This is a genomic window from Intestinibacillus sp. Marseille-P6563 (assembly GCF_900604335.1).
Classification (GTDB): Bacteria; Bacillota; Clostridia; order Oscillospirales; family Butyricicoccaceae; genus Butyricicoccus_B.
This window is the reverse complement of the sequence record NZ_UWOD01000001.1, coordinates 100,841-118,956: the sequence shown is the minus strand read 5'-3', so window position 1 is coordinate 118,956 and position 18,116 is coordinate 100,841. Positions and strand designations below refer to the sequence as shown.

Genomic DNA, 18,116 nt, shown 5'->3' with positions numbered 1-18,116 from the left:
ATGCTGACGAATATCCCGGAAGAGCAGAAGGGCTATCGGTTAACGATCAATGGCAAGACTTATGAGTTTGCCGGCGACCGAAAACTATTGGATGTTCTGCGCAACGATCTGCGGCTCAAATCGGTCAAGGACGGTTGTTCGGAAGGGGCATGCGGCACTTGTACGGTGCTGATCGACGGCAAGCCGGTCAAGGCTTGTGTACAGAAAATCTCCCGGCTGGATGGCAAGACCATTCAAACCGTGGAAGGTCTGAGCGATTATGAAAAAGAATTGTATGTCTATGCCTACGGGGAAGCAGGCGCCGTACAATGCGGATTCTGCATTCCCGGTATGGTAATCTGTACCAAGGCGTTACTGGACAGCAATCCCAACCCCACGCGAGAGGAAATCGCTTTTGCACTACGGAACAATTACTGTCGCTGTACGGGCTATAAGAAGATTATTGACGCGGTTGAGATCGCAGCAGCTCTCAAACGCAGCGGCGGCTCGATTCCAAAACCGGAAGCCATCCATGGGATCGGGCAACGGGCTCATCGCATTGATGTACGAGAAAAAGTCCTGGGGACCGGAAAGTATACCGATGACTTTGATGCCATGGATTTTCCCGGCATGGTCTATGGTTCGGCCGTACGTTCTGCCTATCCGCGCGCGCGAGTATTGTCCATCGACAAAAGCGAGGCCGAAAAAGTCCCCGGAATCTTGTGTGTCGCAACTGCGGCCGATATTCCCGGGCAAAATAAAATCGGCCATATCAAAAACGACTGGGCAACGCTTATTCAAGTCGGTAACATTACGCGATACTTGGGCGATGCCATCGCGCTGGTATGCGGGGAAACTCTGGAAGCGATCGAGCAGGCCAAAAAGCTGGTCAAAGTGGAATATGAAGAATTGCCGGCTGTGTTTGATCCCATCAAAGCCATGCAGCGAGATTCTCCGTATGTTCATAAAGAAGGCAATATTCTGGCATTCGAGCATTTGGTGCGCGGCAATGCCGATGAAGCGATTCTAAATTCGGCTCATGTTGTGACGCGGGAATACGAAACTCCCTTTACAGAGCATGCATTTTTGGAACCCGAATGCGCGGTTGCCTGGGCCGATCGGGAAAAGGGCGAAGTGACCATCTATTCCTCCGATCAGGGTGTGTATGCCACCCAACATGAATGCTCCCTAATGCTGGGGCTGCCGCCGGAAAAGGTGCATGTAATCAATGCGCTGGTCGGTGGCGGATTTGGCGGCAAAGAGGATATGACCGTACAGCATCACGCGGCATTGCTCACATGGATGACCGGTCGACCGGTCAAAGTCAAACTGACACGTCAGGAAAGTATCCTCATCCATCCCAAACGCCATCCGATGAAAATGCGGTTTACAACAGCCTGCGATAAAGATGGCTATCTCACCGGCATGAAGGCAACGATTATCGCTGATACCGGCGCTTATGCCTCCTTGGGCGGTCCGGTCTTGCAGCGTGCCTGCACCCATGCGGCGGGGCCTTATAATTACCAAAATGTATCCATTGAGGGCACGGCAGTCTATACCAACAATCCGCCTGCCGGTGCATTCCGAGGATTTGGCGTCACACAAAGCTGTTTTGCCACCGAATGCAACCTCAATTTACTCGCTGAGATGATGGGTATTTCGCCTTGGGAAATTCGCTATCGCAATGCCATCCGTCCGGGGCAGGAACTGCCCAATGGGCAAATCGCAGAGCCCGGAACTGCACTGGTAGAAACGTTGGAAGCCGTCAAGGATGTCTTTGAAAGCCATCCGTATGCTGGCATTGCCTGTGCGATGAAGAATGCTGGCGTTGGCGTCGGGCTGCCTGACTGGGGACGCTGCCGCTTAACTGTCGAAGATGGACGGATTCATATTCGTTCGGGTGCTTCCTGCATTGGGCAGGGCTTGGGTACGGTTCTCATGCAGATCGCCTGCGAAGCGACCGGTTTCCCCGTGGATAAAATCGTCTATGAAATTGCAGAAACCAACAACGCTCCGGATTCGGGTGTCACATCGGGGTCGCGTCAGACCCTGATCACTGGCGAAGCTTGCCGGCGCGCCTGCGTGAAACTACTAGATGCTTTGCAGGGCCAGCCCCTCGATGTGCTCAATGGCCAGGAATTCATCGGAGAATATCTGGCTGCGACCGACCCCATGGGCGCACCGAAGAAGAATCCGGTGTCCCATGTCGCGTATGGATATGCCACCCAGGTGGTCTGCTTGCGTGAGGACGGCACCGTAGAAAAAGTCGTTGCAGCACACGATGTCGGCCGGGCAATCAATCCGCTGTCGGTCGAAGGGCAGATTGAGGGCGGCGTTGTCATGAGTCTGGGCTTTGCACTGACCGAGCAATTCCCGCTCGAAAATGGGCTTCCCAAGGTCAAATTCGGTACGCTGGGGCTCTTTCGAGCCAATAAAACACCGGATGTCCAGCCCATCATCGTCGAAAAGAATACCCCTAAGCTTTCGTATGGCAGCGTCGGAATCGGCGAAATCACGTCCATTCCTACGGCACCTGCCGTACAGGGCGCCTATTATAAATTGGACGGTCGATTCCGTACCACATTGCCGTTAGAACATACGGCGTACAGCAAAAAATAATTCTGAGGAAAGGCGACGAAACCGTCGCCTTTCTTGACTTTTGCGGCAGATCAGCGTATGCTGAACATGCAAAACGATGTGGAAAGGGTGGCAAGGTTGACCGCAACTGAAATCATTACCATTTCGATCGATATCGGCCAGCGACTGCTGGAAAGCGGGGCAGAGATTTACCGGGTCGAGGAATCCATAGCGCGCATTTGCCGGGCTTATGGGGCAAAAGATATTCAGGTTTATGCTGTACCAACAGCCATCATTGCTTCCATGGTGCCTGCGGAAGGCAATCCCATCACCCGTGTCACGCGCATTTATCATCGCAGCACCAATTTGGGACGGCTTGACCAGCTCAATGCCTTGTGCCGCAGCCTTTGCAAAGAGCCGATGGATTATGAATCTATTCAGGAACAGCTGCATTTGATCGATCAGCATGCAAATTTCCGTGCTGCCGAGTTGTGTTTGGCTACCGGCGGTTCCGGACTATTTTTTACGTTGCTGTTTGGCGGTAGTCTGGCCGAAGCCTTATGCGCCTGCTGTACGTGCCTGGTACTTTGGGGGCTGATAACCTCTATGAACCGAATCCATGTCAATGGACTATTTTTGAACGTCGCGGGTGGCTTTTGGGTAGCGCTGTCGGGCTTGCTTTGTTATCGTTTTGGATGGGTCGGGCAGTATGATACCATGATTGTAGGGTCGATCATGGCTTTGGTGCCTGGACTACCCATGACCAACGCGATTCGCGATCTGATTGCTGGCGATATTGTTGCAGGCATTACAAAATTTACCGAAGCCCTTTTGGTCGCAGCCGGTATCGCTGTGGGGGCAGCCATGCCGCTGAGCCTTGCCGGTATGCTGGGAGGATAAAAGATGGCCGATCTTGTCTATCAATGTGTGATGAGTTTCTTTGCCAGCGTTTGTTTTGGAATCATTTTTCAGGTGCGTGGCCGCAAGTTATTTGTTGCCGGGCTGGGTGGTTCCTTGGGCTGGCTGGTATATCTGTTGGGCGCTTGGCCTTTTCCTGCCAGTGCGATTCCGCGTTATTTTATTGCTACATTGGCGATTACGATTTTTGCCGAATGGGCTGCACGGACTCTGCGTACACCGGTGAGCGTTTTTCTGGCAGTTTCATTGATTCCTTTGGTGCCCGGCAATGGCATCTATCAGACCATGTTATTCTGTATTCGTGGGCAAACTTCCCAAGCGGTTCGGGAGTGCATCAATACGGTGGGCATTGCCGGTGCCTTGGCGATGGGTGTCGTTGTGGTGTCTTCCATTGTCAGTCTATTTGGCGCAAAAGCTAAAAAATAAAGGACGTATGATTTTTTCATACGTCCTTATTTTAAAACTTCATCCAGGGAGAGGATTTGCAAAGATGGGGAAACGGCCTCATCTGTGAGCACACATCCGCCCAAGCGATATTCTTCTGAAAACGGGTGCAGAAAAAGCTGGGCGGACGTTTCCAGACCGCATACTGACGGAGTCGGCGTCAAGGATACCGCAAAGCGGGAAAACGGAAAATGCATCCCGGTTCCCAACGCTTTGACGACGCTTTCCTTTAAGACCCACAGTTTACAAAAAGCATCCTCCTGCTGTGACTCTGGGAGAGTATCAAAAAACTTCTTTTCCTGCTCATGGAAGAAGCGGGCCACGACCGGAGCACCACCTTTCCCGGTTTTCTCCAAATCAATACCAAGCGGTACATCACTGACCGCCAATACTGCCCATTCTTCTGCATGGGACAAACTGAATGCGAAATCTGGATTTTCCCGAAAATATGGTTTGCCTTGTGGCAGATAACTGCGCAGCGGAGGGCTTGGCACATGGGCAGGGCGCATATGCCGCACTGCCCAGCACAGCAGCAGTTCCGCTGCTAAGGAACGGGCACGCGCTTCGGGACGAAGCATTCGGTTGCACTCTAACAGACGGGAAGGCGCAATCGGGTAGGAGGGGAACTGCAACGCCCCTTCAATGGGCAGAGCAAAAATAGAAACTGTTTTCATGAGCGGGCACGCGGGCGGGGAACGGCACGCCGCAATATTTTGCAGACGGCTCTCCAAATATCATCCCCATTGAGTACGACAATGGTAGCGAACAATAAGATCTCAATCGGAATCCAAAGCGGCACTTCGCGCAGCATAAAAAAGCACTGCAAAACCAAAACCAGCCCAGAGACCACAAAGCGAAGATATTCCCATCGTAGGGTGATGTAACGCCGGCTGTGAATCGCACGGATGAGAAACATTAGGATATAACTGATCGCGGTTGCCAAAGCAGCACCCTGGGGACCATACGACGGAATCATTAAAATATTCAGCCCGATATTTACGATGGCTCCCAGAACAACGGTCGCCATCGTGCAGGTGCTTTTTTTCTCAAGAGTATAGACACTGTTCACAAAGTTCGATAGACAAGCAAACCCCGAGCCGATTACAAGCAGCGGGATAAAGGTCCAAGCCTCATAATACGAAGGCGCGGCAAATAGAAAGACGAACACCTTGGAAAACAGGATGATTCCCGAAACCAAAACCACGACGAGCGCCTGATAAATGTTCCCGACCGTAGTGAAAAAGTCCTCTTGCTCCTTGCGGCTGCTGCCATTGATGGTCGAAATCTGCCAGGCATCAATAAAAATGCTCGAGATCAGGATCATAATCGTAGGAATGCGGGAGGATACCGCATATAAGCCCAATTCATGCGAAGAACGCATGGCTTCAATAAAGAATCGGTCGGACATGCTGATGATCCAGTTGCACTCGGTCGCAAAAATCAGCGGCAGGGAATAGGCCAGCATGGAGCGTGCCATCACCGGATTTAAATACCGCAGGCGGAAAAATCGCGGCAATCCATCGATTGCACTAAGCGCTACAATGGACAGCGCATCGGCAACAATGATGCTCAAGACATATCCAGTGATGCCGAGTCCCAATACACTCAGGAACAGCACATTAAATACAATGGTGCACACGGTGCGAAAGATGCCGTCCAGCGCGTACAGCCGCACATGACCGCGGGCACGCACAAACTGATGACATACCTGCTGCAACGAAGAGGTCAAAACATAGAGATAAATGAGCACCAAATAGGGAGATAGCACATCGATCTTCCCGAGCAGGGGAGAGAACAGCAACAGGATTGTATAGCCACACAGTACCGTAACGACACCGATGGAGAAAATCTCGCGTTTATCATTGGCTTTGACCAACCCAAACCGAATCACACCAGAGGTAATGCTGACCGTTGCGATCGGGATGAGCACATTCGCCGCCTGGGTAATCAGATCGCTGATACCAAAGTCCGATGTGCTTAAGACAGCGGTGTAGTACCGCATCATCAGAAAAACAAGGATTTTCGACGCAAAGGTGCCGATCGCAAAAATCAAGGTATTGCCCATCAACTGGGCATATTTATTTTTCTTCATGGAGTGCTCCTCGACTCATGATTCCACACGGGAAAGATAAAATTTTTGAACCAGATAGGTTGCCAGACATCCCAATGCAATACCCAGCAAGCTGCCGCACAAAACGTCGGACGGATAGTGTACACAGACATAAAGCCGGGAAATGGCAATGCAGGCCGCCAGGAAAAGCAGAACAATCCCCAGCCATTTGCGCCCATGCCGGCGGAAAAACAGAAAAGCCGATGTCGCTGCTGCAAAAGAGGACATAGCATGCGCAGAAGGGAAGGAGTAGCCACCTTGCGGCACCAAATTGGTCAGTTCCGGATAGGTTTGGAAAGGTCTCGGACGCGCAACCAGATTCTTAATTGCAAGGTTGCCTATCAAAAGGCCCAGAACCAGCGCCAGCAGAATGATAATCCCGCAAGGCCGGGTTTCCCGGCGCAGCAGGCATAGCACTGCTACCACAAGCCACAGAGCGCCCCCATCCCCAAAATGGGTAATGAACAGGAAAATCGGGGTTAAAAATGCAGATCGGACATGTTCGATCAGAAAAAGCAGAACCTCGTAGTCGAAGGATTGGATCAGTTCCATAATATACTCCTACATCACTTGCGATAATAATTTTGATTATATCGCATTTTGCAAGCGGATTCAACCTGGATTTACCCGCGGTGAAAAAAGCATCAAAAATATGCAAATTCCCCCTTGACAGGCAGCCGTGGATTCGATAAACTATAAACAGATTTTTAAATGTGATGAACTGGTATAGTAGTCATCAAAAGATTTCAGAGAGCCGCCGGTTGGTGTAAGACGGTATTGGATGATGATGAAACTCGCCAGGGAGTAGCCTGCTGAACGCATTTATTGCCTAGGTAAGGACGGAATTCCCTCCGTTATCGGGGAAGCGCATTGTTTGATGTGCACAGAGTGGTCGCCCCTTGGCGGCAATAAGAGTGGTAACGCGGAGTTCAGGCTTCGTCTCTTAAGGATTAAGGGACGAAGCCTTTTTTGTCCCGATTTTACAAATTCATCCCTATTAAAATCGATTGGAGGAAACTGAAATGGGAAGAACGATTCGAATTTTTGACACTACGCTGCGTGATGGTGAGCAGTCGCCGGGCTGCAGCATGAATTTAAATGAAAAGATTGAAGTTGCAAAGGCACTGGAAGCCATGAAGGTCGAGATCATCGAAGCAGGCTTTGCTGCTTCTTCGCCTGGTGATGCGGCTGCGGTTGCTGCAATCGCTGATATCGTCCATGGTTCGACGATCTGCTCGCTGGCCCGCTGTGTGGAAAAGGATATTGACGCGGCTTGGAACGCCATCCGCCGTGCCGAATCGGCCCGTATTCATGTATTCCTAGCCACTTCGCCCTTACATATGGAATATAAGCTCAAGATGACCCCCGAGCAGGTCATTGAAGCGGTAGCACATAATGTGGCGTATGCCAAGAGCCGTTGCTCGGACATCGAATTCTCGGCAGAGGATGCGACCCGTTCCGATCTGGATTTCCTGTGCCGCGTGTTTGAAACCGCCATCAAGGCTGGCGCAACAACAATCAACATTCCGGATACCGTTGGTTATATGGTTCCCGACGAATACGCTGCTCGCATCCGTTACATCCGCGAGCATACACCGGGTATTGAAAATATCATTCTGTCCTGCCATATGCACAATGACCTCGGTATGGCAGTCGCCAACTCGCTGGCCGGTGTACAGGCAGGCATCGATCAGATCGAATGCACCATTAACGGCATCGGCGAACGTGCCGGCAACGCTTCCATGGAAGAATGCGTTATGGCACTCAAGACGCGCAAGGATCACTTCGGTGTGGACTGCGCCATCGACACCACGCACATCTATCGCGCAAGCCGTATGATCGAAACCATCACCGGTGTTTCGGTTGCACCGACCAAGGCGATTGTGGGTGCCAATGCGTTTGCGCATGAGGCCGGCATCCATCAGCATGGTGTCATGGCGAATCGTGAAACCTATGAGATTATGACGCCCGAGTCGATTGGTCTGCCCAAGACTGCTCTGGTACTCGGCAAGCATTCGGGCCGCCACGCTTTCGAAGAGCGCCTGAACGAACTGGGTTATACGCTCAGCAAAGAAAAGCTGGATAAGGCCTTTGAAAAGTTCAAGATTCTGGCTGATAAGAAAAAGACGGTCAAGGACCGCGACCTGGAAGCAATTATCGGCGTAGCACCGGTATCCGGCGCAGAACGCTATACGCTTGTGAACTTTGTCATCAATTCGGGTAATTCCATTACTTCGACGGCGGTTATTAAGATGAAGAAGGGCGATGAAGTCTTTGAGCGCGTTGCTGCTTCGGATGGCCCGATCAATGCTGCATTCCGTGCGATCAATAAGATTGTTGACAAGAACATTGTGCTGGAAGACTACTCGCTGAAGTCCATGACCGACGGTGAAGATGCACAGGCAGAAGCAATCGTTAAGATCACCGTGGATGGCAGCCCGATGGTCACTGGCCGCGGCGTATCGACCGATATTGTCGAAGCGTCGATCAAGGCGTATATCAATGGTATCAATAAGTTCTTCATGGATTAATAGAGGGAGATACAGACAATGGGAATGACAATGAGCCAAAAGATCCTGGCCCATCATGCGGGACTGGATCAGGTAACCGCCGGACAGCTGATCGAAGCCAATCTCGATCTGACGCTGGCAAATGACATCACCGGCCCGGTCGCTATCCGCGAGATGGAGAAGGCTGGCTTTGAAAAGGTTTTTGACCGCACCAAGATTGCGCTGGTCATGGACCACTTTGCACCGAATAAGGACATCAAGTCGGCACAGCAGTGCTTGGAATGCCGCGAATTTGCCCACAAGCATGACATCGTAAACTTTTACGATGTTGGCGAGATGGGTGTAGAACATGCACTTCTGCCCGAAAAAGGCCTGACCGCTCCGGGCGAACTCATCATCGGCGCAGACTCGCACACCTGCACCTATGGTGCACTGGGTGCGTTCTCGACCGGCGTTGGTTCGACCGACCTGGCAGCCGGCATGGCGACCGGTAAGGCATGGTTTAAAGTGCCCAGCGCCATCCGCTTTGTCCTCAAAGGCAAGAAGGCTCCCTGGATTTCGGGTAAAGACGTCATTCTGCACATCATCGGCAAGATCGGCGTAGATGGCGCACTGTACCAGTCCATGGAATTTACCGGCGAAGGCGTTGCCGAACTGTCCATGGATGATCGTTTCACCATCTGCAACATGGCCATTGAAGCTGGCGGCAAAAATGGTATCTTCCCGGTGGATGACAAGACCATGGCTTACATCAAGGACCGCGTCCAGCGTCCGGTAACGGTCTTTGAAGCCGACGAGGATGCGGAATATGTCGCAACGTATGAAATCGACCTGTCCACCCTGCGTCCGACGGTTGCTTGTCCGCACCTGCCCGAAAACACCAAGACGGTCGATGAACTGGGCAAGATCGAAGTACAGCAGTCGGTCATCGGTTCGTGCACCAATGGCCGCATCGAAGATATGCGCATTGCAGCCGATATCCTCAAGGGCCGTCACGTGGCACGCGATGTGCGTACCATCGTCATCCCGGCGACTCAGGAAGTCTATCTCCAGTGCATCGAAGAAGGTCTGGCCAAGATCTTCATCCAGGCGGGCGCCATCATTTCCACCCCGACCTGCGGTCCGTGCCTGGGTGGTTATATGGGTATTCTGGCCCAGGGCGAACGTGCCATCTCGACCACAAACCGCAATTTTGTCGGCCGTATGGGCCATATCACGAGCGAGATCTATCTGTCCAGCCCCGCAGTCGCAGCCGCTTCGGCCGTCAAGGGCTACATCTGCTCGCCCGAAGACCTGGACTAAGGGAGGAGAAACAACATGGTTGTAAAAGGTTCTGTTTTTAAATATGGCGACAATGTCGATACCGACGTTATCATCCCGGCACGGTATCTGAACATTGCAGACCCCAAGGAATTGGCTACCCACGCAATGGAGGACATTGACACCGAGTTTGTCAAGAAAGTACAGCCGGGCGATATCATTGTTGCAACCCGCAACTTTGGCTGCGGCTCGTCCCGTGAACATGCCCCGCTGGTCATCAAGGAAAATGGGGTGTCCTGCGTCATCGCTTCCTCGTTTGCCCGCATTTTCTACCGCAATGCAATCAACATTGGTCTGCCGATTCTGGAATGCGAAGCAGCCGCCAATGCGATTCAGGCGGGTGATACGGTTTCGATCGACTTCGATACCGGTATCATCACCAACGAAACCAAGGGCGAAAGCTATCAGGCAGTCGCTTTCCCGCCGTTTATTCAGAACATCATTGCAGACGGCGGCCTGCTCAAGAGCCTGAAAAAGAGAGGGTTTTAAACGATGAAGTATCAAATTGCAGTTGTAAAGGGCGATGGCATCGGCCCGGAGATCGTTTCCGAGGCCATGCTGGTGCTCGAAAAGATCGGGGAAAAGTTCGGTCATGAATTTTCCTTCCAGGAAGTGCTGGCTGGCGGCTGCTCGATTGATGCAAACGGCATTCCGCTGACCGAGGAAACCATCGAAGTCTGCAAGGCAGCCGATTCGGTACTGCTCGGCGCTGTGGGCGGTCCGAAGTGGGATAATGTGCCGTCCGAAAAGCGCCCGGAAAAGGCACTGCTCGGCCTGCGTGCGGCACTCGGTCTGTTTGCGAACATCCGCCCGGCGATGATGTACAAGGCTCTGGCAGAAGCCTGCCCGATCAAGCCCGAAATCATCGGGGATGGTTTTGACATCGTGGTTTGCCGTGAATTGACCGGTGACGTTTATTTCGGCGAACACGGTCGCCGCGAAAGCGACAAGGGCTGGGGTGTGGTCGGCTACGACGACATGAACTACTCGGTGTATGAAATCGAGCGTATCGCGCGCCGTGCGTTTGAAATGGCGCGTGTGCGTTCCAAAAAGGTAACTTCGGTCGATAAGGCCAATGTGCTGGAAACCTCGCGTGTCTGGCGCGAAACGGTCACCCGCATTGCAGCCGAATATCCGGACGTAGAACTGAACCATATGTATGTCGACAATGCTGCCATGCAGCTTGTACGCAATCCGGGTCAGTTTGACGTGATCGTGACCGGCAATCTGTTCGGTGATATTCTGTCGGACGAAGCTTCCATGATCACCGGTTCGATTGGCATGCTGCCGTCGGCTTCGCTTAATGAGAGCGGACGCGGTATGTATGAGCCCATCCATGGTTCGGCGCCTGACATTGCAGGGAAGGGCATTGCCAATCCGATTGCAACCATTCTGTCGTGCGCTATGATGCTGCGGTATTCGTTCGGTCTGTCGGCAGAAGCGGATGCTATCGAAGCGTCCGTTGAGAAGGCTCTCAACGATGGATACCGTACTGCGGATCTGGCTGCGAAGGGTGAAAAGGCGCTCAGCACCCACGAAATGGGCGAAATCATTCGCGGGAACCTATAAAAAAGAGCTGCAAGCAAAGGGCACTCCTCTGGAGTGTCCTTCTTTTTCCGCCCAATAAAACCAAAGACTAAGCGAAAAACAGGCAAAATATGTGCATTTTGCAAATAGTTTTCCGATCGACTTGAGATTTTTCGGAAAATGAGATACAATAATATCGATTATCATGTCATGTGAGTGGGGAGATCTAGATTTGAGTAAAGCGAATATTATGGGCGTTAACTTTGACGCCGTTACGCTCACACAGGCTGCCGATCAGGCCATGGAGCAAATCCGCGCCGGACGGAAGGGCTATGTGGTGACTCCAAACCCGGAAATCGTGTATCAGGCCATGGAAGATCCGGATTTTCAGGATCTAGTCAATCATGCATCGCTGGTTCTGGCCGATGGAATCGGCGTTATTTATGCTGCCAAAATTCTGGGGAAACATTTGCCGGGACGTGTGCCGGGTGTGGATTTTGCCGGACTGCTGATGCACCGGATGGCACAGGAAAAAATGCGTCTATTTTTATTGGGTGCTAAGCCGGGCGTAGCCGAAATGGCAGCGGAAAATCTTAAGAAAAAATATCCCGGTCTTGTGATCGCCGGTACCAAGGATGGATATTTTAAGAATGACAGCGAGGCAGTGGCGGCCGTCAACGCAGCCGGTGGCGCGGATGTGATGTTTGTTTGTCTGGGTGCGCCCAAGCAGGAGCGTTTTATGTCCAAGCATCAGAAGGAACTCAATGTGACCCTGTGCTGTGGCTTGGGAGGTTCTCTCGACGTGTTTGCCGGAACGGTACAACGCGCTCCGGATATCTTTATTAAGCTGGGTCTGGAATGGTTCTACCGGCTGTGCAAGGAGCCCAAACGAATTGGCCGCATGATGAAGCTACCGCTTTTCATGTTATTGGTGATCCGGAAAAAGCTGTTCGGCGGAAAGGAGTCGTAATATGAAAGTACGTTTATTATCATATACACCCGACCCCGAGCGCTTGATTGCTGCCGCGGCAAAGAATTGCTATTCGGCTGCCGATGTCGATGGGATTCTGGATGGTCTGACCGAAGAAAAGACCCAGTCTTTTTTGCAGATGCTCACCGAGATTGGTCACGAAAGCCCGATTGAACATGTCAGCTTTTCTTTTGCGATTGAAGGGGTGTCGCGTTCGCTTTTGGCACAGATTACTCGTCATCGACTGGCATCGTATAGTGTGCAGTCCCAGCGTTATGTACGTGAATGCGGATTTGAATATGTCGTACCGCCGGAAATCGAAAAAATTCCGCAGGCCAAGGAAAAGTTCATCGCTGCTATGGAAAGCGACCAGCAGACCTACGAAGAACTCACGGCTGTTTTGATGCAGGAGCATTTACAGACCCTTCTCGCATCGGGTGTGCCTGAAAAGCAGGCCCGCAGCCAAGCTGAAAAAAAGGCCATCGAAGACGCGCGCTATGTTTTGCCAAACGCTTGCACGACTCGCATTGTGATGACCGTCAATGCCCGGTCGCTGCAAAACTTCTTCCGTCTGCGTTGCTGTAATCGTGCGCAATGGGAAATTCGTGCGCTGGCAGAGGAAATGTACAAACTGGTTTATGCTGTCGCGCCGACGCTGTTTTCCAAAACCGGTCCATCCTGCGTAGATGGTGCTTGTACGGAAGGGAAGATGTGCTGCGGGCAGGCTTCGCAGGTCCGGGCACATTATTTGGCGCTCCGCGAAAGAATAAGAGAACAGGCCTGAGGGGATACTCAGGTTGTTAAAGTGAGGAAGAACAAAGTTTATGTTAGAATTTCGAGATATTACGCTGGAGGATAAACCGCAGGTGGATGCCTGCGCCCGTGCGTATTCTTATCATTTGTGTGAACACTGTTTTACCGATCTGTTTATTTGGCGCGGGCACTATAAAACCCGTATTTGCTTTTGGGAAGGGTTTCTTTTCGTACGCATGCAGACATTGACCGATCAATCGGTGATGTATCTGGCCCCGATTGGCGAAGGGGATCTGGCTGCGGCGATTGGAATGCTGGAGCAGGATGCGCGCGACAACGGCGTGCCCTTTGCGATGTGCTCCATTGCGGAAGAAATGAAGCCGCGTATTGAACAGGTAATGCCTGGTCGTTTTGAATATTCGACTGACGAAAGCGGATGGGACTATATCTATCTGAGCGAGAAATTGCAGACCTTATCCGGGAAAAAGCTGCAATCCAAGCGCAATCTGGTCAATCGTTTCCAGGCGGCTTATGAAGGCCGTTGGAGTTATGAGGATATTTCGGAAGCCAATACGCATGACGCATTTCAGTTCCATATCAAGTGGTGTGAACAAAATGGCTGCATGCGAGATCAGGAATTTTGGGGCGAGACCTGCGCCATTGGTACGGCGCTCAATTACTTTGACGCACTGGATATGCGCGGTGGAATCCTGCGGCTGGATGGCGAAGCGATCGCCTTTACTTTGGGATGTCAGGCCACCGATGACATGTTTGTCGTGCAGATTGAGAAAGCCGATCATGAGATTGCCGGTGCTTATCAGATGATCAACCAGCAGTTTGTCAAACGCAACTGTACACACGTGAAATATGTGAACCGGGAAGAAGATTTGGGACTGGAAGGGCTGCGAAAGGCCAAGCGTTCCTATCACCCGGAGATGATGGGAGTCAAATATTGCGCCAGAATCAAGAATTAACCATTCGTTTTGCAAATGACGGGGATACGCCTGCTGTTATCGCGCTGTGGGAGCAATGTTTTCCGGGTGAAGCCGCGTTCCAGAACTACTTTTTTTCTAGGCTTTATCGACCAAAATGCAATCTTCTGCTTTTGCGAGAAGGTGTGCTATGCGCCATGGCACAGATGCTGCCATACACCCTGCAAAATGGTTCGATTGCCGAAGAAGTAACCTATATTTATGGGGCTTGTACCCATCCTGCGCATCGGCGGCAGCATCTGATGGACCGGTTGCTCCATGAGTCGTTTGCCATCGATCGTGCCAATGGCAGGGCTGCTTCCATCCTTATCCCACAGGAAGAGTGGTTGTTTGGGTTTTATGCGCAATTTGGATACCAAACGGCGTTTCCTATCTCCTCCATGACTATACAGGAAAAAGTAACTGCTCCCGCATTGTCTGTACGTCCGGTGCAGGCTGCGGATTTTTCTGCAATGGATTGTCTGTACCATCGCTTTCTGGGACCTGGTCCATATTTGCGTCGTTCGGAAGCGGAATGGGACAAACAACTATCCCTTTTCCAGAATACCGGCGGGGAAGTCCTGTGCGCCTATGAGGCGGATACTTTGGTCGGGTATGCCTTTGTTTGGCCAACCGAAGAAGAGGTGTGGGCGCAAGAGCTCATTTGTGCGCCATCGCTCATACAATCCTGGTTTGCCACCCTGCAACAGCGCTATGGAAAGACCATATGCCGGGCAACCGGCCTGCAATTCCCGAATCTGCAACCGCTGGGCTGTATGCTTCGATATGATGGAGTTCAGCCAGCGGATGGATATATAAACTTGATGCTTAACTAAGGAGATGCAACACATGGTATACGTATTTTTAGCAGATGGTTTTGAAGAAGTTGAGGCTTTGACGCCTGTGGATTTGCTGCGTCGCGCAGGAGCAGAAGTCAAGACCGTGGGAATCACGGGCAAAACCGTAACGGGTGCGCGCGGCGTCCCGGTTGTAGCGGACATCCTGCCGGAAGAAGTCGACCGGGATGAAATGGACATGATCGTCCTGCCGGGAGGTATGCCGGGGACGATGAATTTGAACGAATCTGAATTCGTACGGGATACTGTTCAGTTCTGCGCCGATCATGACCGCTATATTGGAGCCATCTGTGCAGCACCGTCGGTGATTTTGGGCGGCATGGATCTGCTGCATCATCGGCGCGCCATCTGCTATCCCGGGATGGAAGATGGGATGACCTGCGCGAATGTCGTGCATCAGAACTGCTGTGTGGATGGACGCATCATCACAGGGCGTGCGGCAGGCGCTGCTTTTGATTTTGCGCTCGCATTGTGCACGGCTGTCATGGGGAAGGCAGCTGCAAAACAGGTTGCAGAATCGGTCTGCTATGACACTGCCGCAGAATAAACAGCAACTTCGGCAGCAGATGAAGCGGCTTCGGCAAAACTTATCTTCTGCCGAGCGGAAGGCACAAAATCACGCCATTGCTCAGCGTGTCCTGAGCGACCCTGCATTTTTACAGGCAAAAACCGTATTTTGTTATTGCTCGACCGCGCAGGAGATCGATACATACCCCATTTTGCAAGCTGCTCTATCCCAGAAAAAACAACTCTGTTTGCCGCGTACCCTACCATTGGGACAAATGGAAGCTCGCCAGATTTTTCATCTTGAACAGTTGCAGCCTGCATCCTACGGCATCTTAGAGCCGGGATGTGATTCTCCTCTGATTGCACCAGAGGAGATCGATCTTTGCATTATTCCATGCCTGGCAGCCGATTTAAACGGGCATCGTTTGGGGTACGGCGGCGGCTATTATGACCGCTTTTTGCCGCGCACACATGCTACTCATATGGTACTTTGCGCGCAGGCCCGTCTATTTTCACAAATTCCCTCGCAGGAACACGATATCACCTGCGATATCATTCTTACAGAAAGTCAGGTGATACGCTTCCATGAAAAATAGAGCGGCTTTTTTGGCAGGACTTTCCCTTTTTCTCTGCTTTTGCTTGTTGGTCGCAGGCGGCAACGTCGGGACCTGGGCTAGCAAAGGGCTGATTGCTTGGGGGATTTTATTAGCAGAAGTCGCTGCCTTCCTGGTGCCGACGGTCCTACTGATTTTACCGCTTCGAAAAGGAGAGCGGTTGCAGATTCCGGTTTCAACCAAGCGGCTGAATGTCCGAACGGTGCGACTTTCCATCCGGCTTGGTATCGCGGTTTCTCTGATCTCGTTTTTGCTCAATCTGGTGTGCCTACATCTGTTTGGACAAGATGTGTCGTCCATCAACCCGGCCTCTTTCCATGCATCGGATATTGGCGGTCACTTCCTTCTATATTTGTTCGCCATTGTCATTATTCCAGCTATTGTCGAAGAAATCTATGTGCGTGGCGCAATTTTTCGGATTTTTAATCGCTATGCCGGCACGGGGCTGAGTATTGTATTATCTGCCTTAGTATTTGCCATGCTGCATGGTTCGTTCTACAACTTCCTGGGACCTTTTGTCGCAGGTATTGTCTTTGGCTGGCTGACCTTTGTGTATGATTCTATCTGGCCGTCTGCCATTGCCCATTTGGTCAATAATCTGTTTTATCTGATTATCCTGTGGTGCACCGATGTATACAGTGTATTCGGCATCTGGAACTATTTCCCGGCTATTTGTCTGATTTTGGTTCTGCTTTTTATTTACTTATCACTCGGTTCGGTCGAACGTCTGTTGCTCGCCGGTCGAGTGCCTCATTTTGCGCAAGGACAACATACTCTGGTTGCCATTCGCACTCTGATCGGAAACCCTGCATCGATTGCGTTTATTTTGGCCTTTTTGGCGAAAACGGTGTTCGGTGTGATTTAAAAGATAAATCAATTGGAGGATTGTATGGATTCACAAGATAGGACCCCGGAATATTATCGGATTAGCTCATCCGAGCGCCAAACACCTTCCCGGAGACGTCGAAAGAAAAAGCGTTCCCCGAATGGTTGCGGCGGTGCACTTGTATATTTGCTTGCTGTTGTTCTCATTTCGATTGTGCTTTCGGTGATCGTCATTTTTGTAACCAACGATGTGTTTGCATTGGTCAAGGACGAAAGTACCATTCAGTTTACTGTCGAAGAGAATACCAAAATCTCAAAATTAAGCGGTGAACTGGACAAAGAGGGAATCGTCAATTACGGTCTGATTTTCAAACTGTTCCTGACCGTGACCAACAAAAACGAAGATGTGCTGGCTGGCACCTATGAACTCAGCCCTGCCATGGACTATAACCAGATTGTTTTGGCACTTCGCAACGCGGATAAAAAGCAAACCGTAGAAGTGACCATTCCCGAAGGTTATAGCTTGCAGCAGATTAAGGAAACGCTGGTGGAAAATCATGTTTGCACCGAAGAAGATTTGGATGAGGCACTCAATGATTATCCGTTTAAGCATGAATTTTTGGAGGATAAGCTGCCGCCCGAAGACAACTGGCTGGAAGGCTATCTCTTCCCGGATACCTATACCTTCTATAAAAACGGCGATGCTGTCAAGGATGTTGTCAATAAAATGCTGAACAACTTCGATGAACGCTATGATGATGCGATCAAGGAAGGTGCAGAGAATCTCGACCGTTCGATGGATGAGATTGTAACCATTGCTTCCCTTGTCGAACGCGAAGCGAAGGTACCCGAAGAATTTGCAATGATTGCCGGTGTTATCTATAACCGTTTGAATAGTTCTCGGTTCCCGTATCTGGAAATCGACGCTTCGGTATTGTATGGTCTGGGTCGTACCAGCGGTACGCTGACCGCGGCTGACTTGGAAACCGATACGCCGTATAATACCTATCTGCATGAAGGCTTGCCGCCGGGACCGATCTGTAATCCGGGTTATAATGCGCTTTATGCAGCATCGCATCCAGCTGACCACGATTATTATTTCTACGTCGCAATGCCCGATGGTTCGCACCTGTTTGCAACCACCAACAGCGAACATGAACGCAACAAGGAAAAGGCCGCCGAAGCTTTTGCAGAAGCAGCCAATAGCAGCGGTGAGGAGGATACCGGGGAATAA

Annotated in this window: 18 protein-coding genes and 1 other annotated feature; of the genes, 15 read left to right on the top strand and 3 right to left on the bottom strand. The window is 51.3% G+C overall.

From position 1 onward, the window contains the following. From xdh to EFB11_RS00585, 3 genes are read left to right on the top strand one after another with little or no spacing between them, the layout of a single operon-like run. Complete coding sequence (gene xdh / locus EFB11_RS00595; protein WP_122788417.1) at positions 1 to 2,598, top strand: selenium-dependent xanthine dehydrogenase; 2,598 nt, start codon at positions 1 to 3, stop codon at positions 2,596 to 2,598. A 57-nt stretch (positions 2,599 to 2,655) separates the two neighbouring features. Then, positions 2,656 to 3,456, top strand: a complete 801-nt coding sequence (locus tag EFB11_RS00590) for a threonine/serine exporter family protein (RefSeq protein ID WP_206424136.1) — start codon at positions 2,656 to 2,658, stop codon at positions 3,454 to 3,456. Between the two features lie 3 nt (positions 3,457 to 3,459). Then, a complete protein-coding gene (locus EFB11_RS00585) occupies positions 3,460 to 3,900 on the top strand; it encodes a threonine/serine exporter family protein (RefSeq protein WP_122788415.1) in 441 nt (146 codons plus the stop codon). A gap of 26 nt (positions 3,901 to 3,926) precedes the next feature. Here the strand turns inward: EFB11_RS00585 and EFB11_RS00580 are convergent, their stop codons facing one another. From EFB11_RS00580 to EFB11_RS00570, 3 genes are read right to left on the bottom strand one after another with little or no spacing between them, the layout of a single operon-like run. Beyond that, a complete protein-coding gene (locus EFB11_RS00580) occupies positions 3,927 to 4,592 on the bottom strand; it encodes a 4'-phosphopantetheinyl transferase family protein (RefSeq protein ID WP_122788414.1) in 666 nt (221 codons plus the stop codon). After that, entirely contained in the window at positions 4,589 to 6,010 is a 1,422-nt protein-coding gene (locus EFB11_RS00575; RefSeq protein ID WP_122788413.1) for a lipopolysaccharide biosynthesis protein, read from the bottom strand. Before EFB11_RS00575 ends, EFB11_RS00580 begins: the two co-directional genes overlap by 4 nt. Before the next feature lie 15 nt (positions 6,011 to 6,025). Next, positions 6,026 to 6,580: a phosphatase PAP2 family protein gene (locus EFB11_RS00570; RefSeq protein ID WP_122788412.1), complete on the bottom strand. Its 555-nt coding sequence runs from the start codon at positions 6,578 to 6,580 to the stop codon at positions 6,026 to 6,028. A 155-nt stretch (positions 6,581 to 6,735) separates the two neighbouring features. Next, positions 6,736 to 6,975, top strand: a binding site (T-box leader). Positions 6,976 to 7,050: 75 nt separating this feature from the next. On the opposite strand from EFB11_RS00570, the gene EFB11_RS00565 reads away from it, so the two are divergent. The 12 genes from EFB11_RS00565 (at position 7,051) to mltG (ending at position 18,116) form a co-directional block, all read left to right on the top strand. Next, the gene (locus EFB11_RS00565) at positions 7,051 to 8,559 is read left to right on the top strand and encodes a 2-isopropylmalate synthase (RefSeq protein ID WP_122788411.1); all 1,509 of its coding nucleotides are present in this window, start codon (positions 7,051 to 7,053) and stop codon (positions 8,557 to 8,559) included. Between the two features lie 18 nt (positions 8,560 to 8,577). Continuing rightward, positions 8,578 to 9,840: a 3-isopropylmalate dehydratase large subunit gene (leuC, locus tag EFB11_RS00560; protein WP_122788410.1), complete on the top strand. Its 1,263-nt coding sequence runs from the start codon at positions 8,578 to 8,580 to the stop codon at positions 9,838 to 9,840. A gap of 15 nt (positions 9,841 to 9,855) precedes the next feature. After that, the gene (gene leuD / locus EFB11_RS00555; protein WP_122788409.1) at positions 9,856 to 10,347 is read left to right on the top strand and encodes a 3-isopropylmalate dehydratase small subunit; all 492 of its coding nucleotides are present in this window, start codon (positions 9,856 to 9,858) and stop codon (positions 10,345 to 10,347) included. Between the two features lie 3 nt (positions 10,348 to 10,350). Beyond that, positions 10,351 to 11,427, top strand: a complete 1,077-nt coding sequence (gene leuB / locus EFB11_RS00550) for a 3-isopropylmalate dehydrogenase (RefSeq protein WP_122788408.1) — start codon at positions 10,351 to 10,353, stop codon at positions 11,425 to 11,427. 190 nt (positions 11,428 to 11,617) lie between these two features. After that, positions 11,618 to 12,355: a WecB/TagA/CpsF family glycosyltransferase gene (locus EFB11_RS00545; RefSeq protein WP_243115135.1), complete on the top strand. Its 738-nt coding sequence runs from the start codon at positions 11,618 to 11,620 to the stop codon at positions 12,353 to 12,355. Position 12,356: 1 nt separating this feature from the next. Beyond that, a complete protein-coding gene (thyX, locus tag EFB11_RS00540; protein WP_122788406.1) occupies positions 12,357 to 13,139 on the top strand; it encodes an FAD-dependent thymidylate synthase in 783 nt (260 codons plus the stop codon). A gap of 40 nt (positions 13,140 to 13,179) precedes the next feature. Next, positions 13,180 to 14,082, top strand: a complete 903-nt coding sequence (locus tag EFB11_RS00535; protein ID WP_122788405.1) for a DUF2156 domain-containing protein — start codon at positions 13,180 to 13,182, stop codon at positions 14,080 to 14,082. Continuing rightward, complete coding sequence (locus tag EFB11_RS00530; protein WP_164706525.1) at positions 14,061 to 14,915, top strand: GNAT family N-acetyltransferase; 855 nt, start codon at positions 14,061 to 14,063, stop codon at positions 14,913 to 14,915. Before EFB11_RS00535 ends, EFB11_RS00530 begins: the two co-directional genes overlap by 22 nt. A 13-nt stretch (positions 14,916 to 14,928) precedes the next feature. Further along, positions 14,929 to 15,483, top strand: a complete 555-nt coding sequence (locus EFB11_RS00525; protein WP_122788403.1) for a DJ-1 family glyoxalase III — start codon at positions 14,929 to 14,931, stop codon at positions 15,481 to 15,483. Further along, positions 15,464 to 16,039 (top strand): 5-formyltetrahydrofolate cyclo-ligase, encoded by a 576-nt coding sequence (locus EFB11_RS00520; protein WP_164706524.1) that lies wholly within the window; start codon positions 15,464 to 15,466, stop codon positions 16,037 to 16,039. The genes EFB11_RS00525 and EFB11_RS00520 overlap by 20 nt, the downstream gene beginning before the upstream one ends. Next, positions 16,029 to 16,922 (top strand): CPBP family intramembrane glutamic endopeptidase, encoded by an 894-nt coding sequence (locus tag EFB11_RS00515; RefSeq protein ID WP_122788401.1) that lies wholly within the window; start codon positions 16,029 to 16,031, stop codon positions 16,920 to 16,922. The genes EFB11_RS00520 and EFB11_RS00515 overlap by 11 nt, the downstream gene beginning before the upstream one ends. Positions 16,923 to 17,069: 147 nt before the next feature. Further along, positions 17,070 to 18,116 (top strand): endolytic transglycosylase MltG, encoded by a 1,047-nt coding sequence (gene mltG, locus EFB11_RS00510; protein WP_164706523.1) that lies wholly within the window; start codon positions 17,070 to 17,072, stop codon positions 18,114 to 18,116.